This window comes from Pseudomonas sp. HMSC076A11, assembly GCF_001810205.1.
In the GTDB taxonomy this organism is placed as follows: domain Bacteria; phylum Pseudomonadota; class Gammaproteobacteria; order Pseudomonadales; family Pseudomonadaceae; genus Pseudomonas; species Pseudomonas aeruginosa.
Genome location: NZ_KV800319.1, coordinates 405,650 through 426,135 on the forward strand (window position 1 = coordinate 405,650; position 20,486 = coordinate 426,135).

Consider the following 20,486-nt stretch of genomic DNA (forward strand, 5'->3'; position numbering starts at 1 on the left):
GACTTCCACCCGACGGTTCATGGCACGGCCGGAGCTGGTGCCGTTGCTGGCCACCGGATATTCCTTGCCGTAGCCACGGGTGGCTACGCGTTCCGGGCTGATGCCGCGGCTGAGCAGGGCCATGCGCACCGAGTCGGCACGACGCTCGGACAGGCGCTGGTTGTAGTTGGCGGAACCGGTGCTATCGGTGTAGCCCTCTACGATCACCTGGCGCTCCGGGTTCTGCTGGAGGAACTCGGCCAGTTGCTGGATGTTGCGCATGGCGCCGGGCTTCAGGTCGGACTTGTCGAGATCGAACAGAACGTCGCCGAAGGTCACCATGGTGCCGCGCGAGGTCTGCTTGGCATTCAGTTGGCTACGCAGCTTGTCCAGTTGCGCGGTGCGCGCGTCGAGGCGGGCCTGGGCGCGCTGGGCGGAGGCGTTCTGCAACTGCGCCTCGGCATTGCGCAGGACGATGGTCTGCTTGGCCAGTTCGATGCGCTGGTTGGTCAGGTAGGCCAGTTGGTCCACGTCGCGCTGGTCTTCGCCATCCTGGTAGGCCTTGTCGGCCTTGGCCAGCCAGTCGCCGGCGTCCTTGGTTTCCAGGGCCGCGACCTTGGTCGCGTCGGGCTGCGACTGCAGCGCGGAGAAGTTGCTGCGGGCCTGTTCCAGGTTGGCGTTCGGCGGCGTGGAGCAGGCGGCCAGCGCCAGGGCCAGCAGGGATACGGCGGGGAGGGCAATGTACTTACGCATAGGGGTCATCCTTAATCACGAATCGACGAAAGAAGGGCGGAATCCGGCTTAGTGCTGCGTATCGCGCATGCCTTCCTCACGCAGTTCCATGACGCCCTGCTGGGCATCCTTCACGGCTTTCTGCGCCTTGGCGGCCTGGGTCTTGCGCTCGGCGACCCGGGCGTCCCACTCGGCCTGCTGCGCCAGGCGCTTGGCCTGGTCGTATTCCTTGTCGTTCATGGCGATGCGCGCCTGGCTCAGCTTGTCCTGAGCGGACTTCATCTCGACCGGGGCATATTCCGGGCCGCCGGCGCTCACCGCGTTATTCACCGCGGATTCGGTCACGGCGAACTGCTCGGTCGGCGGGTTGCCGGCGCAGCCGGCCAGGACCAGGCTGCTGCCTACGGCCAGCAGGGCCAGCTTGAGGCCACGCAGGGAACCGGTGTGTTGCTTGCTCATCGCTTTTTGCTCCATGGGAAATTTCCTCTGACAGGGATGCTGATTCCTTGGCTTTCATCTCTGGCCATTACCGTGGGCGCGTTTCCGGCCCTCCGGTCTTTTCTTCCTGCTCACTGAGCAAGCCTCTGCCAGGCCTCTGTTTCAGGGGCTTGGCGATTGGCCATGTACTTTTAGTGACTCCCCCGCTGGTTCAGGGGTTCAAAAAAAAATCTGAAATTTTCTGACTGAACAGTCGGCTTCCGGCGTGGTCGCAGAACGCCACCTCTGCTCACTAAAGCCCGTCCTACAGGGCTCTAGTCCACGAAACGCACAACTGCCGCAGCGCTCCAGGACGGAACACTCGGGCAGAAAAAAGCCCCACCTGAGTGGGGCTGGAGGAGGCCAGTGGGGCCTTTTAGAAACGCTTGCGCAACAGTCGCAGACCGTTGAACACCACCAGCAGGCTGGCGCCCATGTCGGCGAATACCGCCATCCACAGGGTGCCTTCGCCTGCCAGGGTAAGGGCGAGGAACACCGCCTTGATGCCCAGGGCCAGGGTGATGTTCTGGACCAGGATCGCGTGGGTGGTGCGCGACAGCCGGACGAATTGCGGCAACTTGCGCAGGTCGTCGTCCATCAGCGCGACGCCGGCGGTCTCGATGGCCGTGTCGGTGCCCGCCGCGCCCATGGCGAAGCCGATGTCGGCGCGGGCCAGGGCCGGCGCGTCGTTGATCCCGTCGCCGACCATGCCGACCCGCGAGCCGTCGGCCTGGCGCGCTTCCACTTCACGCAGCTTGTCCTCCGGCAGGAGGTTGCCGCGAGCTGCGTCGATGCCTACCTGGGCAGCGATGGCGGCTGCGGTGTGCGGGTTGTCGCCGGTGAGCATCAGGGTCTTCACGTCCAGCGCGTGCAGCTCGCGGATCGCCTCGCGGCTGCTGTCCTTGACCCCGTCGGCGACGGCGAAGAGGGCCCGCACGCGCTGCGGATCGCACAGCGCGATGACCGTCTTGCCCTGGCGCTCCAGGGCGTCCAGGCGCTCTTCCAGGGCCGGCGAGCAGAGGCCCAGTTCCTCCACCAGGCGATGGTTGCCGAGGTGGTAGAGGACGCCGTCGATGCGTCCGCTGACGCCTCGTCCCGGCAAGGCAGCGAGGTCCTCGACCACGCCCAGGGCAAGGCCGTCCTCTTCCGCTGCGTTGGCCACGGCGCGCGATACCGGGTGGTCGGAACGCGCGGCCAGGCTGGCGGCGAGCAGGCGCGCATCCGTCCCGTCAGCCTCCGCGATCGGCAGGTAGTCGGTCTGTTGCGGTTTGCCATGGGTGATGGTGCCGGTCTTGTCGAGGGCGACCCAGGACAGCTTGCGCCCGAGTTCGAGGAACACCCCGCCCTTGATCAGGATGCCCAGGCGCGCCGCGGCGGAAAGGCCGCTGACGATGGTCACCGGGGTGGAGATCACCAGCGCGCAGGGACAGGCGATCACCAGCAGCACCAGGGCGCGGTAGATCCAGTCCAGCCAGGCGCCGCCGAATAGCAGCGGCGGCAGCACCGCGGTGGCGAGGGCGATGAGGAATACCACCGGGGTGTAGACGCGGGCGAAACTGTCGACGAAACGCTGGGTCGGTGCGCGGGAACCCTGGGCTTCCTCCACGGCGTGGATGATCCGGGCCAGGGTGCTGTCGTCGGCGCGGCGGGTGACGCGGTACTCCAGCGCGCCCTCGCCGTTGATGCTGCCGGCGAACACCGGCTCGCCGACCTCCTTCTCCACCGGCAGGCTTTCGCCGGTGATCGGCGCCTGGTTGACGCTGGAGCGGCCGCTGGTCACCTCGCCGTCGAGGGCGATGCGTTCGCCGGGCTTCACGCGCACGGTGGCTTCCAGTTCCACTTGCTTGGCCGGCAGCTCCTTCCATTCGCCGCCGACCAGTACCGTGGCCTGTTCCGGAGCCAGTTGCAGCAGGCCGCGGATGGCGTTGCGCGCGCGATCCAGGGACTTCGCCTCGATCAACTCGGCGATGGCGAACAGCACGCTGACCATCGCCGCTTCCGGCCACTGGCCGATGAGCACGGCGCCGGTCACGGCGATACTCATCAGGGCGTTGATGTTCAGGTTACGGTTCTTCAGTGCGATCCAGCCCTTGCGGTAGGTCGGCAGGCCGGCGCCGAGGATGGCCAGCAGGGCGAGGCCGGCGACCACCCAGTCCGGCGCCAGGCCGAACCATTCGACGATCTCCGAGGCCAGCGCCATCGCGCCGGCCAGGGCCAGCGGCCACCAGGGCTTCGCCGGCGCTTGCGAGGGGCCGTCGGTATTTTCGCCGGCATCCAGCGGCACCGCCTGCATGCCGAGGCCGGCGATCAGCTTCTGCAGCGGCTCGACGCTGTCGAAGCGATGCTGGACGCGCAGCAGGCGCTGCATCAGGTTGAATTCCAGCGACTCCACTGCCGGCTGGCGACCGAGGGCGTCGCGGATCAGGCGTTCCTCGGTCGGGCAGTCCATCGCTTCGATGCGCAGGTCGCTCCAGCGCAACTCGGCGTTGCCGGCCAGGGTTCCGATGGCGGCCACCGCCGGGCGAGGCGCGTGGCGGTGCCCATGATCATGTCCGTGACCGTGACAGCAAGTGTCGGCGTGTTCGTGGCTCATGGAAACAATTCCCGTTTGACGTGTTGGGTGCGATTGCACACCCTGTAGCAACTACAGAGTCAAGCGGTACTGCCAATTCGGGTAGCCGCGTCGGCGATTGGAGGAGGGTTGGCATGAAGATCGGTGAGCTGGCGAAGAGAACCGGTTGCCCGGTGGAGACCATCCGCTACTACGAGCGCGAAGGCCTGTTGCCCGAGCCCGCGCGTAGCGAAGGCAACTATCGGCAATACACCCTAGCGCATGTCGAGCGCCTGTCGTTCATCCGTCACTGCCGCTCGCTGGACATGACCCAGGAGGAAATCCGTACCCTGCTGGCGTTGCGCGACCGTCCCGAGGCGGATTGCGGCACCGCCAACCGGTTGATCGACGAGCACCTGCATCACGTCGAGGTGCGCATCGCCGAACTCCAGGCATTGCGCGAGCAACTGCGGGATCTCGGTTCGCGCTGTACGGTCGCCGGCAACAGCCAGGCCTGCGGCATCCTCCGCGAACTGGAGCAGCCCGCGCCGCTGTCGCCAATCGCCGAGGAATGCGCCGAGGCCGGGCACATGCACGTCCCCGGCGTGCACCGCCGGCATGGCTGAAGCCGCGCTCAGTGACTGGAGGTGTCCTGTTGCGCGACCAGTTCGTGCAGGTACTTGCGCGAGAGCGACAGGAAGCGTGGGGTAGGGCCGACATCCTCATAGAGCGGATCGCCCTGTTCGTCGGTGGCCACCACCTGACTCCCCTTCACGTAGGGAAAGCTCGCCTCCAGTTCTTCCAGGGCGGCGCCGACCAGCTCGCCCAGTAGTTCCTCGACGCTGCGCCGCGGATACATCTCGTGCAGCGCGGCGAGGCGCGCGGCGCTTTCGACGTCCAGCGGGATGCTGTAGTGGTTGCGGGCCATGCGGCCCTTGGCGGTGTGTTCCCAATGGCGGACAAGCTCACGGATCTTCATGCTGACCTCTTCAGCCCGGTCGTGGCGGGCGTGCTGGGGGGCCCTCGTGGGGCCGTGCCTCGGTGCGGGCACTTCCTTCAGACTAGACCCGATCGGCGCCGGCAGCCTCGCTTCCGGCCCGGCGGCGCCGTACTGGCACCCTGCGGGCTTGTAAGCGCGGGGGCGCCTGAGCCAAGCTGGTTTCCCACCCGCAGTGGAGACAGGTCATGCCGGAGATCGATGCGCGCCTGCGCGAGGACGTCCACCAACTGGGCGAATTGCTCGGCGACACCATCCGCGAGCAGTACGGCCCGCGGTTCCTCGACAAGATCGAGCTGATCCGCAAGGGCGCCAAGGCTGCCCGCCGCGGTTCCGCGGAGGGCGCCCAGCAGCTCACCGCCACCCTCGACGGGCTCGAGGAAGACGAACTGCTGCCGGTGGCGCGGGCCTTCAACCAGTTCCTCAACCTGGCCAATATCGCCGAGCAATACCACCGTATCCGCCGGCGCCGGCCGAACGAGCCGGAACCCTTCGAGAACCTGGTGCTGGAAGAGCTGCTGGGGCGTCTCAAGGACGCCGGGCATGCCCCCGGGCAACTGGCTCGCCAGCTCGCCGGGCTGGAGATCGAACTGGTGCTGACCGCCCATCCCACCGAGGTGGCGCGGCGCACGCTGATCCAGAAATACGATGCGATCACCGCGCAGCTGGCGGCCAAGGACCATGCCGACCTGCTGCCGGAGGAGCGCAGTCGCATCCAGCAGCGCCTGCAGCGGCTGGTGGCCGAGGCCTGGCATACCGACGAGATCCGCAAGGTCCGGCCGACCCCGGTGGACGAGGCGAAATGGGGCTTCGCGGTGATCGAACATTCTCTCTGGCAGGCCTTGCCGAACGTCCTTCGGCACGTCGACGAGGTACTCCTGCGCAGCACCGGCGAACGCCTGCCGTTGACCGCCGCGCCGCTGCGCTTCGCGTCCTGGATGGGGGGCGACCGCGACGGCAATCCCAACGTCACCGCCAGCGTGACCCGCGAGGTCCTGCTGCTGGCGCGCTGGATGGCCGCCGACCTGTACCTGCGCGATATCGACCGACTGGCCGCCGAGCTGTCCATGCAGCAGGCCTCGCCGCAGCTGCTGGCGCGGGTCGGCGATAGCGCCGAGCCCTATCGCGCCCTGCTCAAGCAATTGCGCGAGCGCCTGCGTGTGACCCGCAACTGGACCCACCAGGCCCTGGCCGGCGAGGTGCCGGCCGCGGAGGGCGTCCTGGAGCACAACCGCGACCTGGTCGAGCCGCTGCAACTGTGCCACGAGTCGCTGCACGCCTGCGGCATGGGCGTGATCGCCGATGGCGCGTTGCTCGACTGCCTACGCCGCGCCGCCACCTTCGGCCTGTTCCTGGTACGCCTGGACGTGCGCCAGGACTCGGCCCGCCATGCCGCCGCGCTGAGCGAGATCACCGAGTACCTGGAGCTGGGCAGCTACGACGAGTGGGACGAGAAGACCCGCCTGGAATTCCTTCTCGAGGAACTGAACAGCCGCCGCCCCCTGCTGCCGGCGCACTACCAGCCTTCGGCGGATACCGCCGAGGTGCTCGCCACCTGCCGGGCGATCGCCGCCGCGCCACCGGCGTCGCTGGGTTCCTACGTGATCTCGATGGCCGGCCAGCCGTCCGACGTGCTGGCGGTGCAACTGCTGCTCAAGGAAAGCGGCGTCGACTGGCCGATGCGCGTGGTGCCGCTGTTCGAGACCCTCGACGACCTGGACAACGCCGGCCCCTGCATGGAGCGCCTGCTGACGCTGCCGGGCTACCGTTCGCGGCTCTCCGGGGTGCAGGAAGTGATGATCGGCTACTCCGATTCGGCCAAGGACGCCGGTACTCTCACGGCGGCCTGGGCGCAGTACCGGGCGCAGGAGAAACTGGTGGAGATCTGCCGCCAGCACGAGGTCGAGCTGCTGCTCTTCCATGGCCGCGGCGGCACCGTCGGCCGCGGCGGCGGGCCGGCCCACGCGGCGATCCTGTCGCAGCCACCGGGTTCGGTGGCCGGGCGCTTCCGGGTCACCGAACAGGGCGAGATGATCCGCTTCAAGTTCGGCTTGCCGGACATCGCCGAACAGAACCTCAATCTCTACCTCGCCGCGGTGCTGGAAGCGACCCTGATGCCGCCGCCGGCTCCCGAGCCGGCCTGGCGCGCGCAGATGGACCGCCTGGCGAAGGACGCGCTGCTGGCCTACCGCAGGGTGGTGCGCGACGATCCGCAGTTCGTCGAGTATTTCCGCCTGGCCACGCCCGAGCAGGAACTGGGCCGTCTGCCGCTGGGCAGCCGCCCGGCCAAGCGCCGCGAAGGCGGGGTGGAGAGCCTGCGGGCGATTCCCTGGATCTTCGCCTGGACCCAGACGCGCCTGATGCTGCCGGCATGGCTTGGCTGGGAGACCGCCTTGCTGAACGCCATCGAGCGTGGCGAGGGCGCGCTGCTCGGGCAGATGCGCGAGCGATGGCCGTTCTTCACCACCCGCATCGACATGCTGGAAATGGTCCTGGCCAAGGCCGACGCGGATATCGCGCGGCTCTACGACGAACGTCTAGTGCCGCTCGAGCTGCGTCCGCTGGGGCGTCGTTTACGCGACCTATTGTCGCAGGCGGTGCGCGTGGTGCTGGGACTGACCGGGCAGTCGCTGCTGCTCGCCCACGCCAGCGAGACCCGCGAGTCGATCAGCGTGCGCAACAGCTATCTAGACCCGCTGCACCTGCTCCAGGCTGAGCTTCTGGCCCGTTCGCGGCGCTGCCGGGGCGACGCCTGCGGCGGCCTGGAGCAGGCGCTGCTGGTGACGGTCGCGGGGGTCGCTGCCGGACTGCGCAACACCGGATGAGGGAAGGCGGGGGGCAACTTTCGGTGTCTTGTGCGGTGGGGGGGGCGCTGTGTATCTTGGACAGCCTTTTCGGCGCCATACAGTGCCGTTTCCTGCAAATACGAGATTGGCCCCACGAGGCGGATCCAGACTTTCGCTTACCAATTCTAAGGAGCATATCGATGCGTGTGATTCTGCTCGGGGCACCCGGTGCCGGCAAAGGCACCCAGGCACGGTTCATCACCGAGAAGTTCGGCATTCCGCAGATCTCCACTGGCGACATGCTGCGCGCCGCAGTCAAGGCCGGCAGCCCGCTCGGCCAGCAGGTGAAAGGCGTGATGGACAGCGGCGGCCTGGTATCCGACGACATCATCATCGCCCTGATCAAGGAACGCATCACCGAGGCCGATTGCGCCAAGGGCTTCCTGTTCGACGGCTTCCCGCGGACCATCCCGCAGGCCGAAGCGCTGAAGGACGCCGGTGTGACCATCGACCACGTGGTCGAGATCGCCGTCGACGACGAGGAGATCGTGTCGCGTATCGCTGGTCGTCGCGTGCATCCGGCCTCCGGCCGCGTGTACCACACCGAGCACAACCCGCCGAAGGTCGCCGGCAAGGACGACGTTACCGGCGAAGAGCTGATCCAGCGCGAGGACGACAAGGAAGAGACCGTGCGTCACCGCCTGTCGGTCTATCATTCGCAGACCAAGCCGCTGGTCGACTTCTACCAGAAGCTGTCGGCCGCCGAAGGCACCCCGAAATACCACAGCATCGCCGGCGTCGGCTCGGTCGAGCAGATCACCGCGAAAGTGCTTTCGGCCCTGAGCTGATCCGCAGCGCTGTAGCACCGACGGCCCGCTTGCGGGCCGTCGGCGTTTCCGGGGCGGCGAAGGCTGGTACAATCGGCGTCTTTTTCACCACGCGGAACCGTCGATGTCCACTCTGTTGGCCCTGGATACCTCCACCGAAGCCTGCTCCGTCGCCCTGCTCCACGAGGGGCGGGCGCTCAGTCACTACGAGGTGATCCCGCGCCTGCACGCCCAGCGCCTGCTGCCGATGGTCCGCGACCTGCTCGACGAGGCCGGCGTCGCCCTGTCCGCGGTGGACGCCATCGCCTTCGGGCGCGGTCCGGGCGCCTTCACCGGCGTGCGCATCGCCATCGGCGTGGTCCAGGGCCTGGCCTTCGCCCTGCAGCGCCCGGTACTGGCGGTCTCCGACCTGGCGATCCTGGCCCAGCGGGCCTACCGCGAGCAGGGTGCGGAGCGGGTCGCCGCGGCCATCGACGCGCGGATGGACGAGGTCTACTGGGGTTGCTACCAGTTGCAACAGGGCGAGATGCGCCTGGCCGGCAGCGAAGCGGTACTGCCGCCCGAGCGGGTCGCCGTACCGTGGGACGCCGCTGCCGCGGACTGGTTCGGCGCCGGCACCGGCTGGGGCTACGTCGAGCGCATGCCGCAGCGCCCGGCCGCGCTGGACGCGAGCCTGCTGCCGCATGCCGAGGACTTGCTCAGCCTGGCCGGCTTCGCCTGGGCGCGCGGCGAAGGCGTGGAGGCGGAACAGGCGCTGCCGGTGTACCTGCGCGACAACGTGGCGACGCCGAAAAAAACGCCCTGAAAATGCCGCGCAGCGGTAATTGCCAAGCCTTTCGGGGCTGGCTAGAGTGTGGAGACTTCCCCGGGTTTTGATCATGCGTATCGACGGACTTTCTTCCTCTTCGTTGCCGCTGGAGCGCAGCGCCCGACCGGGCTCCGCGGTCACGCCGTATCGCGACGTGCAGCGCGAGGTCGAGGCGCGGCGCGAGCAGCCGGCGCCGGTTTCCGGCAGCCAGGGCTTCGAGCAGGCGCCGCAGGCGCGCAAGGTCCAGGCCAGTTCGGCGGGCGGCGACAGCCTGCCGGTCAGCGCCCGCGACCTGCTGGCGTTCCAGCGCCCGGTAAGCAGCCATGCGGCGATGGCCCTGGCCAGCTACAACTCCACCGCCAGCCTCAACATCGACGCCGGCGCCGAGGATGTCCTCGGCCTCGACCTCTACGCCTGAGCGGTTCCCTGCGCTGCCGTGGTTTCCCTTCCTTATTTCCTCGGTTGTCCATCCTGGAACGAGGCGGCCTGGCGCGGCAGCTTCTATCCGCGCGAATTGCGTTCCGCCGACTACCTCGGACACTACGGCGGCATCTTCAACGCGGTCGAGGGCAATACCACCTTCTATGCCCGGCCTTCGGCGGAAACCGTGCGGCGCTGGGCCGAGACGATGCCGGCGGGGTTCCGCTTCTGTGCCAAGTTTCCCCGCGATATCAGTCACGAAGGCGACCTGCGCGAACGGCTCGAGGCCGCCGACGACTTCCTCGAACTGCTGGCGCCGCTTGGCGAAAGGGTCAGCCCGCTGTGGCTGCAATTGTCGGCGGCGTTCACCCCGCAGCGCCTGGGCGAACTGCTGTATTTCCTCGATGAGCTGAGTCCGCGACGGATTGCCGTGGAAGTACGCCACCCGGCGTTCTTCGACAAAGGCGAGGACGAGCGCCTGCTCAACCGCCACCTGCGCGAGCGTGGCGTGGAGCGCATCTGCCTGGATTCGCGGGCGCTGTTCAGTTGCCGTTCGGACGATCCGGCGGTGCTCCACGCCCAGTCGAAGAAGCCGCGCCTGCCGATCCGTCCGGCGGCCTTCAGCGATACGCCACAGGTGCGTTTCATCGGCGGTCCCGACCTGCCGGCCAACGAGGTGTTCCTTTTGCCCTGGGTCGACAAGGTGGCCGACTGGATCGAGGCCGGCCTGACTCCATACGTATTCCTGCATACCCCCGACAATCACCTGGCGGCCCAGCAGGCCCAGCGTTTCCATGCGCTGCTGGGCCAGCGCCTGCCAGGCTTGCCGGCGCTACCCGAGCCGATCCCGGCCCCGGAAGTGGAGCAACTGGGCCTGCTCTGAGCGCGGCGCTCGACGCTCCGCCGGCCTGCGCCTAGGCTAGGGAGTCCTTTCCCCGCCACGGAGCCCGCCGCCATGACCAGCCAACGCCAACGCGCCGAACGTTTCCGCGACCTGCACCAGGGGCCCGGCATGCTGGTCCTGCCCAATCCCTGGGATGCCGGTTCGGCGAAGATGCTCGCCAGCCTCGGCTTCGACGCCCTTGCCACCACCAGCGCAGGCCTGGCGTTCTCCCTGGGCCGGCGCGACGCGGAAGGCGCGGTGAGCCGGACTGAGGCGCTGGAAAACGCCCGGGCGATCGTCGCCGCCACCGATCTGCCGGTCGCCGCCGACCTGGAAAACGGCTACGGCGATGCTCCGCAAGACTGCGCCACGACCATCCGCCTGGCCGCCGAGGCCGGTCTGGTCGGTGGTTCCATCGAGGATGCCAGCGGGCGCGCCGGACAGCCCATCTATGAGTTCTCCGCCGCGCTGGAGCGGGTCGCTGCCGCGGTCGAGGCGGCCCGTGCGGTGCCATTTCCGTTCACCCTCTGCGCCCGCGCGGAGAACTTCCTGCATGGTCGCGAGGATCTCGACGACACCCTGCGGCGTCTGCGCGCCTACGCCGATGCCGGCGCCGATGTGCTCTACGCGCCCGGTTTGAACCGCCGCGAACAGATCGTCGCGGTGCTCGAAGCGGTGGCGCCGAAGCCGGTCAACGTGCTGGTCGGTTCGCCGCGCCTGGAGCTGTCGCTGGACGAGCTGGAAGCCCTCGGCGTCAAGCGCGTGAGCCTGGGCTCGAATCTTGCCCGGGTCGCCTTCGGCGCTTTCCATCAGGCGGCGCAGGCGCTGGCGCGGCGCGACCTGGAAGCGACCCGTGCGGCGATGCCTTTCGACCGTATCAACGACCTGTTCCGCTGAACCCGTGCGCCGCCTGGCCTGGTTGCTGCCATTACTGCTGCTGGCGGGGGCCGTCGGCGCCCTGCGCTACCAGTGGCTCGATCTGCCGGCGCGCTGGAATCCCTGGCTGCCGCTGGACGTGCGCGAACCGCCGAACCTGCTGACCCGCTACAAGCTATGGCGGCTGGCCGACGACCGGAGCCTCTGCGACGCCGCCCTGGCCACCTCGCAACTGCGCTACCAGCGGGTAGCCGACGACCCGCCATCGGCTACCTGCCCGTTGAGCAACAGCCTGCGCGTGCGTGGGGCGGCGCTGGAGTTGAGCAGCAGCTTTCTCGCCAGTTGCTCGCTGGCGGTGAGCTATGCGTTGTTCGAGCGGCACGTGCTGCAACCGGCAGCCCTGGACATCTATGGCCAGCCGCTGGCGCGGGTCGAGCATGTTGGCAGCTTCGCCTGCCGCAACGTCTACAACCGCGAGGACGGTCGGCGCAGCCAGCATGCCTCGGCCAATGCCCTGGACATCAGCGGCTTCCGCCTGGCCGACGGGAGGCGGATCCGCCTGGCCACGGACTGGGCCGGCGAGAGCGCCGACGGGCGCTTCCTGCGCCGCGTGCGGGACGGCGCCTGCGCCAGTTTCAATGCGGTGCTGGGGCCCGACTACAACGCCGCCCACCGGGATCACTTCCACCTCGACATGGGCCTATGGAAGGTCTGCCGGTGAGCGCGCGCGGGCCAACTCTGGCAAAATCCGCGCTTTCCCCGACGATTGCCCGACCATGACCGATTCCGCCGCTCCTCGCCTGCATGTCCAAGCCCTGTCCGCCGGTTGCGCCGAGGCTGCGCGGCGCTGGGCGGAGCGGCTCGGCCTGCCGCTGGCGGCGGACGACGAGGCGGAGTTCGCCGTGCAGGTCGGCGAGCAGGGCTTGCAGGTCTTGCAACTGGGGGCGGACTCCCCCGGTCCGGTGCGGGTCGATTTCGTCGAGGGCGCCAGCGCCCATCGGCGCAAGTTCGGCGGCGGCAGCGGACAGATGATCGCCAAGGCGGTCGGCGTCCAGCCAGGCATCCGCCCGCGGGTCCTGGACGCCACGGCCGGCCTGGGCCGGGATGGGTTCGTCCTCGCCAGCCTGGGCTGCGAGGTTACCCTGGTCGAGCGCCAGCCGCTGATCGCCGCCCTGCTCGAGGATGGCCTGGAGCGCGCCCGGCGCGATCCCGACGTGGCGCCGATCGCCGCGCGGATGCGTCTGCTCGGCGGCAACTCGGCGGACCTGATGCGCGCCTGGGATGGCGAGGCGCCGCAGGTGATCTACCTCGACCCGATGTTTCCCCATCGCGACAAGAGCGCATTGGTGAAGAAGGAAATGCGTCTGTTCCGGCCGCTGGTGGGCGACGATCTCGACGCCCCGGCGCTGTTGCAGGCGGCTCTGGCCCTGGCCAGCCACCGGGTGGTGGTGAAGCGCCCGCGCAAGGCGCCGATCATCGAAGGGCCCAAGCCCGGCTATAGCCTGGAAGGCAAGTCCAGCCGCTACGACATCTACCCGAAGAAGGCCCTGGGCAAGGGCTGAGTGTCGACACCGCAGGGAGGCGGCGAGCATGCAGCAGACCATCGATTGTCCGATTCGCCGGCGCCTGGCGCACCTGCCCTGGGCCAACGACGGGCGTGCCGGCGCCCGCCACTGGCTGGAGATGCAGCGCGATCCGCTGGCCTGGTTGCAGAAGATGCACGTCGCGCAGCCGGACCTCGCGGTCGCCCGCATGGGCCCGCAGCGCCTCTGGTGCCTGTTCCATCCGCAGGCGGTGCAGGAATTGATGGTCGATCGCCGCGATGACCTGCAACGCTGGCAGCCGGCGCTGTGCATGCTGAAACAGTGGAACGGGCGCAGCTTCATGATGCGTGAGGGCGCCCCCGCCCAGGCCCGGCGCAAGGAGGTACGGCCGCACCTGGCGCCGCCGCCGGCCAGCGAGGTTCGCCGCCTGGCCGCGGAGTGGGGCGAGCGGGTGGAGGAGGGGCGCGAATACGACCTCGACCTGGAAATGGCTGCGTTCAGCGTCACCCTCAGCGGTCACGCGCTGTTCGACGTCGACCTGCAACCGTCGGCCTATCGGATCGCCAAGGCGGTGCGCCTGCTGTCGCGGGTGGCATTGCTGGAAATGAGCACCGGCCTGCCGCTGGGCCACTGGTTTCCGAGCAAACTGTGTCCGCGCAAGCGCTGGGCGCTGGGCCAGTTGCGCGAGGCGGTGGGTGAGGTGGCGGAGCGCTCGCCGCGGCCGCTGGCGGACCTGCGCGATGAACTCTGCACCCTGCTCATGGCGTCCCACCAGTCCACCGGCGTGACCCTGACCTGGAGCCTGTTGCTGCTGGCCCAGCGTCCCGAGTTGCTCGCGCGGCTACGCGCCGAGCTGGCGCGAGTGAATTGGACGGCGATCCGCTCAGTCGCCGACCTGCGCGATTGCGCGCTGCTCAGGGCGGTCCTGCAGGAGTGCCTGCGCCTGTACCCGCCGGCCTACGGCCTGGCGCCGCGGCAGGTGACGGCGGACATCGAGGTGTTCGGCCAGCGGCTGAAGCGCGGCGACGTGACCATGGTCTCGAGCTGGATCACCCAGCGCGATCCCCGTTGGTTCGAGGCGCCGCTGGAGTTCCGTCCCGAGCGCTTCCTCGAACCGGCGCGCTGGCCGCGCGGCGCCTACTTCCCCTTCGGCCTCGGCGACCGCGCCTGCCCCGGCACCGCGATGGCGATGATCGATCTGGCGGCGGCGCTGGCCTACTGGGTCGAGCACTGGGACATCATGCACGACGGCGACCTGGCGCCGCGCGGCTGGTTTTCGCTGCGTCCGCAGCGAGCGCGGGTGCGTTTCCGCCGTCGCGCCTGAGCTGCCTCAGCCGCCCGCGGCGAAGGCGCGCAGGAACAGCGCCACCACTTCTTCCACGTGCCGCTCGCCTTCGGCCTCGTCCAGCGGTTCGGCGCAGCCGATCAACAGACGGTAATTGGCGCAGCCCTTGACCAGCATGAAGAAGTGTTCGGCGGCGTGGCGCGCGTCCGGGAACGCCAGCTTGCCGCTGCGGCGGGCCTGCTCGAGGAGGCGTTCCATCTCGTCGATCACCTGCTTCGGCCCGGCCTCGAAGAACAGCTCGGAAAGCTTGGGGTTCTGCCCGGCCTGCGCGGCCATCAGGCGGGTCAGGGCGATCGCCTCGTGGCTGTTGATCAGCCGGTGGAAGCCGCGGGCGATATTCAGCAGGACCTTTTCCAGTGGCGCGCCTTCGGCCAGCTGGAAGTACAGGGCGGGAAGCTGCTCGGCGCACTTGGCCTTCACCGCTTCGCTGAACAGGGTTTCCTTGTCGGTGAAGTGGCTGTAGACGGTGAGCTTGGAAACGCCGGCTTCCGAGGCGATGGCTTCCATGCTGCTGCCGTCGTAGCCGTTGCAGAGGAACAGGCGCTTGGCCGCCTCGAGAATGGCTTCCCGTTTGGCCGGGTCCTTGGGCCGGCCGGGACCGACGGAGGAGGTGGATTCTGACATGCGCTTATACAATTGAAATACTGGACTGATGGGTTCTGTATTTTTACTATACCGCCCAGTATAAGAACTCGAACGCAGTTTGCGGAAGGTGTCACATGTACCGCCATATCCCGCTCGTCGCCCTGTCCCTGTTTTCCTCCCTGTTCCTCGCCGCCTGCGGCAACGGCACGCCGCCGCCAGCCGCGGCGCGTCCGGCGATCGTCGTCCAGCCCCAGCCGGCGGGGGAGGTGAGCCAGGCCTTTCCCGGCGAGATCCGCGCCCGCCACGAGCCGGAGCTGGCCTTCCGCATCGGCGGCAAGGTCATCCGCCGGCTGGTGGAAGTCGGCGAGCGGGTAAAGAAGGACCAGCCCCTGGCCGAACTCGATCCCCAGGACGTGCGCCTGCAACTGGAGGCGGCGCGGGCCCAGGTCAGTGCCGCCGAGGCCAACTTGCAGACCGTGCGCGCCGAGTACCGGCGCTACCGCACCTTGCTCGACCGCAACCTGGTCAGCCATTCCCAGTTCGAGAACATCCAGAACAGCTACCGCGCCGGCGAGGCGCGGCTGAAGCAGATCCGCGCCGAATTCAACGTCGCCGACAACCAGGCCGGCTACGCCGTGCTGCGCTCGCCCCAGGATGGCGTGATCGCCAGCCGGCGCGTCGAGGTGGGCCAGGTGGTGGCGGCCGGACAGACGGTCTTCAGCCTGGCCGCCGACGGCGAACGCGAGGTGCTGATCGGCCTGCCGGAACACAGCTTCGAACGTTTCCGCATCGGCCAGCCGGTGTCGGTCGAACTCTGGTCGCAACGCGACAGACGCTTCGCCGGGCATATCCGCGAGCTCTCGCCCGCGGCCGATCCGCAATCGCGTACCTTCGCCGCCCGGGTGGCCTTCGACGACCGCGCGACTCCGGCCGAACTGGGCCAGAGCGCGCGGGTCTACGTCGCCGCCGCCGAGGCGGTGCCGTTATCGGTTCCCTTGTCGGCGCTGACCGCAGAGGCCGGCCAGGCGTTCGTCTGGGTGGTCGAGCCGGGCAGCTCGACCCTGCGCCGGCAGGCGGTGCGCACCGGTCCCTATGCCGAGGACCGGGTGCCGGTGCTCGAAGGCCTGAAGGCTGGCGACTGGGTGGTGGCCACCGGGGTCCAGGTGCTTCGCGAAGGGCAGCAGGTGCGTCCGATCGACCGGGCCAACCGCACGGTGAAACTGGCGGCCAAGGAGTAGTCGCATGTCCTTCAACCTTTCCGCCTGGGCGTTGCAGAATCGCCAGATCGTCCTGTACCTGATGATCCTGCTTGGCGCGGTCGGCGCGCTGTCCTACAGCAAGCTGGGGCAGAGCGAAGACCCGCCGTTCACCTTCAAGGCCATGGTGGTGCAGACCAACTGGCCGGGCGCCAGCGCCGAAGAGGTGGCCCGGCAGGTCACCGAGCGTATCGAGAAGAAGCTGATGGAAACCGGCGACTACGATCGCATCGTGTCCTTCTCCCGCCCCGGCGTCTCGCAGGTGACCTTCATGGCCCGCGAGGACATCCATTCCAGCGAGATCCCCGAACTCTGGTACCAGATCCGCAAGAAGATCAGCGACATTCGCGCCACCTTGCCGCAAAGCATCCAGGGCCCGTTCTTCAACGACGAGTTCGGCACCACCTACGGCAACATCTATGCGCTCACCGGCAAGGGCTTCGACTACGCGGTGATGAAGGACTATGCCGACCGCCTGCAACTGCAATTGCAGCGGATCAGGAACGTCGGCAAGGTCGAGCTGATCGGCCTGCAGGACGAGAAGATCTGGATCGACCTGTCCAACACCAAGCTGGCCACCCTCGGCCTGCCCCTGGCGGCGGTACAGAAGGCGCTGGAGGAACAGAACGCGGTGGCCTCCTCCGGGTTCTTCGAGACCGCCAGCGACCGCGTGCAGTTGCGCGTTTCCGGGCGTTTCGATTCGGTGGAGGAGATCCGCGACTTCCCCATCCGCGTCGGCGACCGCACCTTCCGCATCGGCGACGTGGCCGAGGTTCGCCGCGGCTTCAACGATCCGCCGGCGCCGCGCATGCGCTTCATGGGCGAGGACGCCATCGGCCTGGCGGTAGCGATGAAGCCGGGCGGCGACATCCTGGTGCTGGGCAAGGCCCTGGAAACCGAGTTCGCCCGCCTGCAGCAGTCGCTGCCGGCCGGACTGGAACTGCGCAAGGTGTCCGACCAGCCGGCGGCGGTACGTACCGGGGTCGGCGAGTTCATCCGGGTGCTGGCCGAGGCGCTGGTGATCGTCCTGCTGGTGAGCTTCTTCTCCCTCGGCCTGCGCACCGGCCTGGTGGTGGCGCTGTCGATCCCGCTGGTGCTGGCGATGACCTTCGCCGCCATGCATTACTTCGGCATCGGCCTGCACAAGATCTCCCTCGGCGCCCTGGTGCTGGCGCTGGGATTACTGGTGGACGACGCGATCATCGCGGTGGAGATGATGGCGGTGAAGATGGAGCAGGGCTACGACCGCCTCAAGGCGGCCAGCTTCGCCTGGACCAGCACCGCCTTCCCGATGCTCACCGGCACCCTGATCACCGCCGCCGGCTTCCTGCCGATCGCCACCGCGCAGTCCGGCACTGGCGAATACACCCGCTCGCTGTTCCAGGTGGTGACCATCGCCCTGGTGGTCTCCTGGTTCGCCGCGGTGGTCTTCGTTCCCTACCTGGGGGCCAAGCTGCTGCCGGACCTGGCCAGGTTGCACGCGCAGAAGCACGGCGGCAGCGCCGATGGCTACGATCCCTATGCTACGGCCTTCTACCAGCGCTTCCGGCGTCTGGTGGAGTGGTGCGTGCGCTACCGCAAGACGGTGATCGTCCTGACCCTCGCGGCCTTCGTCGGCGCGCTGCTGCTGTTCCGCCTGGTGCCGCAGCAGTTCTTCCCGCCCTCGGCGCGCCTGGAGCTGCTGCTGGACATCAAGCTGGCGGAGGGCGCCTCACTGCGCTCTACCGGCGAGGAAGTCCAGCGCCTGGAAAAAATGCTGCAGGGCCATGACGGCATCGACAACTACGTGGCCTACGTCGGCACCGGCTCGCCCCGCTTCTACCTGCCGCTGGACCAGCAATTGCCGGCGGCCAGCTTCGCCCAGGTGGTGGTGCTGGCCAAGGACCTGGAGAGCCGCGAGGCGCTGCGCAAGTGGCTGATCGAGCGGATGAACGAGGACTTCCCGCACCTGCGCAGCCGCATCAGTCGCCTGGAGAACGGGCCGCCGGTGGGCTATCCGGTGCAGTTCCGGGTTTCCGGCGAGGACATCCCGCAGGTTCGCGAACTGGCGCGCAAGGTCGCCGACAAGATGCGCGAGAACCCGCACGTGGTGAATGTGCACCTGGATTGGGAAGAGCCGAGCAAGGTGGTGTACCTGAGCATCGACCAGGAGCGCGCCCGTGCCCTGGGGGTGAGCACCGCCAGCCTGTCGCAGTTCCTGCAGAGCGCGCTGACCGGCTCGCACGTGAGCTTCTTCCGCGAAGACAACGAGCTGATCGAGATCCTCCTGCGCGGCACCGAGCAGGAGCGTCGTGACCTGTCGTTGCTGCCGAGCCTGGCGGTGCCGACCGAGAATGGCCGGAGCGTGGCACTGTCGCAGATTGCTACGCTCGAATACGGCTTCGAAGAGGGCATCATCTGGCACCGCAACCGCCTGCCGACGGTCACCGTGCGCGCCGATATCTACGACGATTCGCTGCCGGCGACCCTGGTCGCGCAGATCGCCCCGACCCTGGAACCGATCCGCGCCGAGCTGCCGGACGGCTACCTGCTGGAGGTGGGCGGCACGGTGGAGGACGCGGCGAAGGGCCAGAGTTCGGTGAACGCCGGCGTGCCGCTGTTCATCGTGGTGGTGTTGAGCCTGCTGATGGTGCAGTTGCGCAGCTTCTCGCGGATGGCGATGGTATTCCTCACCGCACCGCTGGGCCTGATCGGCGTGACCCTGTTCCTGCTGCTGTTCCGCCAGCCGTTCGGCTTCGTGGCGATGCTCGGGACCATCGCCCTGGCCGGCATGATCATGCGCAACTCGGTGATCCTGGTGGACCAGATCGAACAGGACATCAGCCATGGACTGGATCGCTGGCACGCCATCATCGAGGCTACCGTGCGGCGTTTCCGGCCCATCGTGCTGACCGCGCTGGCGGCGGTGCTGGCGATGATCCCGCTGTCGCGCAGTGTGTTCTTCGGGCCGATGGCGGTGGCGATCATGGGCGGGCTGATCGTCGCCACCGTGCTCACCCTGCTGTTCCTGCCGGCGCTCTATGCCGCCTGGTTCCGCGTGAAGAAGGACGAGGCGCGGGCCTGACGGGAGAAGGGGACGGGGCGATCGCGCCCCGTCCGTCGGCTCACCTGGCCGCGCCGAAGACCTTCTTGGCCAGGCCGGTGGCGGCAGCCGCCGGGTTCTGGCGGATGCTCTTCTCCTGCCTGGCGATCATCTCGAAGAGCCCGTCGAGGGCCTGCTCGGTGACATAGCCCTCGACGTTGGCGCTCTTCGCATCGACCACCCCAAGGGTCGCCGCCTGGCTGGCGAAGGCGTTGTACTGCTTGACCAGGCCGACCTCGTCGGTGGCCTGCTTGACGATCGGCAGGAACTTCGCGCGCAGCTGTTCGCGGCTGGACTTGTCCAGGTATTCGGTGGCGGCGTCGTCACCGCCCTTGAGGATGCCCTTGGCGTCGGCCACGGTCATCTTCTTCACCGCCTCCACCAGCAGGCCCTGGGCCTGCGGCACGGCAGCCTCGGCGGCGCGGTTCATGCTCGCCTCGAGCTGGTCGACCTGGGCGCCCATGCCGAACTGCTTCATCAGCTTCGCCGCCTTGCCCAGCTTGCCGGGCAGTTCGATGCGCACGTCCGGGTTGTTGTTGAAGCCGCCCGGCTGGCCAAGCTGGCGGACGGCGATCTGCGCGCCCTGGGTCAGGGCGTCCTTCAGGCCGCTGGAGGCGTCGTTCTGCGACAGGTCGGCGAGGGACAGGGCGAGGGCGTTGGCCGAGAGCAGCAGGCCGGCGCAGAGGGCAGTGAGTCGGAACATGACAGCGTCCTTGATGTGGAACGTACGGGGTATCCGGCCGCTCGTCGTGAGGTGGATCGGCAACCGGTAGCGAATAGGAGGTGGAGTGTACTGGAGGGAACCGCCGATTCGCACCGGCGGCTTGCCGCGGTGTGCTTCAGCGCGCCGATTCGACCTGCACGCGATAGGGCTGCGGGTCGCTGCCGTCGAGTTTCACCGAGTGGCGGGTGGTGTTGATGAACAGCAAGCGGCCGTTCAGCTCTATGCGCGCGCTCACCGCGTAGCTGTGGCCCGGCTTGACCTGCTTCGGGTCGTACTCCAGGTGGAACGCCAGCGGCACCTGGCTGGTGATCTCGCGGGTCTGGCTGGCCAACTGCACCGAAGGGGCGTCGGCCAGGGACACGTCTTCCAGGCTCACGCTCAGGCGCGCCGAGGGCGGCAGGGCGATACGCTCGCGGTAGAAGACCTCACCATCGAAGCTGGCGTTCGAAGTCGATTGCTGGGTACCGCAGCCGGCGAGGACGCTGGCGGCGAGCAGCAATGGCAGTTTTTTCATGGGAGCCTCCTTTCAGACGGAACAAAAAACGAGCGGGCCTCTGACCCGGGAAACCAGCATAGGTTGCCGGGCCGGAACAGGGAAAGGTCGCAGGATATTT

19 protein-coding genes are annotated in these 20,486 nt (G+C 68.2%); 12 read left to right on the forward strand and 7 right to left on the reverse strand.

All coding sequences use genetic code 11. The annotated features are described in order from the left end of the window. The 3 genes from HMPREF2716_RS26300 to HMPREF2716_RS26310 form a co-directional block, all read right to left on the reverse strand. A partial coding sequence (locus tag HMPREF2716_RS26300) for a lipotoxin F family OmpA-related lipoprotein LptF (RefSeq protein WP_070622053.1) occupies nucleotides 1-732 on the reverse strand: 732 nt, incomplete at its 3' end. Nucleotides 733-780: 48 nt separating this feature from the next. Further along, a complete protein-coding gene (locus HMPREF2716_RS26305) occupies nucleotides 781-1,185 on the reverse strand; it encodes a DUF4398 domain-containing protein (protein WP_003092495.1) in 405 nt (134 codons plus the stop codon). Nucleotides 1,186-1,564: 379 nt separating this feature from the next. Next, nucleotides 1,565-3,781, reverse strand: coding sequence for a heavy metal translocating P-type ATPase (locus tag HMPREF2716_RS26310; protein WP_003117471.1), 2,217 nt, complete (start codon nucleotides 3,779-3,781; stop codon nucleotides 1,565-1,567). Nucleotides 3,782-3,894: 113 nt separating this feature from the next. On the opposite strand from HMPREF2716_RS26310, the gene cadR reads away from it, so the two are divergent. Continuing rightward, nucleotides 3,895-4,365: a Cd(II)/Pb(II)-responsive transcriptional regulator gene (gene cadR, locus HMPREF2716_RS26315; protein WP_003103716.1), complete on the forward strand. Its 471-nt coding sequence runs from the start codon at nucleotides 3,895-3,897 to the stop codon at nucleotides 4,363-4,365. An 8-nt stretch (nucleotides 4,366-4,373) separates the two neighbouring features. Here the strand turns inward: cadR and HMPREF2716_RS26320 are convergent, their stop codons facing one another. Then, nucleotides 4,374-4,718: a hypothetical protein gene (locus HMPREF2716_RS26320; RefSeq protein ID WP_003092488.1), complete on the reverse strand. Its 345-nt coding sequence runs from the start codon at nucleotides 4,716-4,718 to the stop codon at nucleotides 4,374-4,376. Between the two features lie 206 nt (nucleotides 4,719-4,924). On the opposite strand from HMPREF2716_RS26320, the gene ppc reads away from it, so the two are divergent. The 9 genes from ppc (at nucleotide 4,925) to HMPREF2716_RS26365 (ending at nucleotide 14,204) form a co-directional block, all read left to right on the forward strand. Further along, nucleotides 4,925-7,561, forward strand: a complete 2,637-nt coding sequence (gene ppc, locus HMPREF2716_RS26325; protein WP_003103713.1) for a phosphoenolpyruvate carboxylase — start codon at nucleotides 4,925-4,927, stop codon at nucleotides 7,559-7,561. Nucleotides 7,562-7,722: 161 nt separating this feature from the next. After that, nucleotides 7,723-8,370 (forward strand): adenylate kinase, encoded by a 648-nt coding sequence (adk, locus tag HMPREF2716_RS26330; protein ID WP_003092485.1) that lies wholly within the window; start codon nucleotides 7,723-7,725, stop codon nucleotides 8,368-8,370. A gap of 103 nt (nucleotides 8,371-8,473) precedes the next feature. Then, on the forward strand, nucleotides 8,474-9,154 hold the full coding sequence (tsaB, locus tag HMPREF2716_RS26335; protein WP_003110619.1) for a tRNA (adenosine(37)-N6)-threonylcarbamoyltransferase complex dimerization subunit type 1 TsaB: 681 nt from the start codon (nucleotides 8,474-8,476) through the stop codon (nucleotides 9,152-9,154). Between the two features lie 73 nt (nucleotides 9,155-9,227). After that, a complete protein-coding gene (locus HMPREF2716_RS26340) occupies nucleotides 9,228-9,575 on the forward strand; it encodes a hypothetical protein (RefSeq protein ID WP_003098661.1) in 348 nt (115 codons plus the stop codon). A gap of 18 nt (nucleotides 9,576-9,593) precedes the next feature. Beyond that, entirely contained in the window at nucleotides 9,594-10,460 is an 867-nt protein-coding gene (locus HMPREF2716_RS26345; RefSeq protein WP_003143219.1) for a DUF72 domain-containing protein, read from the forward strand. A 72-nt stretch (nucleotides 10,461-10,532) separates the two neighbouring features. After that, on the forward strand, nucleotides 10,533-11,357 hold the full coding sequence (locus tag HMPREF2716_RS26350; RefSeq protein ID WP_023088108.1) for an isocitrate lyase/PEP mutase family protein: 825 nt from the start codon (nucleotides 10,533-10,535) through the stop codon (nucleotides 11,355-11,357). Between the two features lie 4 nt (nucleotides 11,358-11,361). Continuing rightward, the gene (locus HMPREF2716_RS26355; protein WP_016263167.1) at nucleotides 11,362-12,057 is read left to right on the forward strand and encodes an extensin-like domain-containing protein; all 696 of its coding nucleotides are present in this window, start codon (nucleotides 11,362-11,364) and stop codon (nucleotides 12,055-12,057) included. 55 nt (nucleotides 12,058-12,112) lie between these two features. Then, the gene (locus HMPREF2716_RS26360; RefSeq protein ID WP_010793368.1) at nucleotides 12,113-12,898 is read left to right on the forward strand and encodes a class I SAM-dependent methyltransferase; all 786 of its coding nucleotides are present in this window, start codon (nucleotides 12,113-12,115) and stop codon (nucleotides 12,896-12,898) included. A 28-nt stretch (nucleotides 12,899-12,926) separates the two neighbouring features. Further along, the gene (locus HMPREF2716_RS26365; RefSeq protein ID WP_017148395.1) at nucleotides 12,927-14,204 is read left to right on the forward strand and encodes a cytochrome P450; all 1,278 of its coding nucleotides are present in this window, start codon (nucleotides 12,927-12,929) and stop codon (nucleotides 14,202-14,204) included. Nucleotides 14,205-14,210: 6 nt separating this feature from the next. Here HMPREF2716_RS26365 and mexL read toward each other — a convergent pair whose 3' ends face one another. After that, on the reverse strand, nucleotides 14,211-14,849 hold the full coding sequence (gene mexL / locus HMPREF2716_RS26370; protein WP_003092468.1) for an efflux system transcriptional repressor MexL: 639 nt from the start codon (nucleotides 14,847-14,849) through the stop codon (nucleotides 14,211-14,213). Nucleotides 14,850-14,944: 95 nt separating this feature from the next. Between mexL and mexJ the strand changes: the two genes are divergently transcribed. Next, a complete protein-coding gene (mexJ, locus tag HMPREF2716_RS26375; RefSeq protein ID WP_003113855.1) occupies nucleotides 14,945-16,048 on the forward strand; it encodes a multidrug efflux RND transporter periplasmic adaptor subunit MexJ in 1,104 nt (367 codons plus the stop codon). 4 nt (nucleotides 16,049-16,052) lie between these two features. Then, nucleotides 16,053-19,130, forward strand: a complete 3,078-nt coding sequence (mexK, locus tag HMPREF2716_RS26380) for a multidrug efflux RND transporter permease subunit MexK (RefSeq protein ID WP_003092464.1) — start codon at nucleotides 16,053-16,055, stop codon at nucleotides 19,128-19,130. Between the two features lie 40 nt (nucleotides 19,131-19,170). Here mexK and HMPREF2716_RS26385 read toward each other — a convergent pair whose 3' ends face one another. Both HMPREF2716_RS26385 and HMPREF2716_RS26390 read right to left on the reverse strand, forming a co-directional pair. Then, nucleotides 19,171-19,851, reverse strand: a complete 681-nt coding sequence (locus HMPREF2716_RS26385) for a DUF4197 domain-containing protein (protein ID WP_003098644.1) — start codon at nucleotides 19,849-19,851, stop codon at nucleotides 19,171-19,173. A 136-nt stretch (nucleotides 19,852-19,987) separates the two neighbouring features. Further along, nucleotides 19,988-20,386, reverse strand: coding sequence for a YbaY family lipoprotein (locus HMPREF2716_RS26390; RefSeq protein WP_003092458.1), 399 nt, complete (start codon nucleotides 20,384-20,386; stop codon nucleotides 19,988-19,990). Nucleotides 20,387-20,486: the final 100 nt, after the last annotated feature.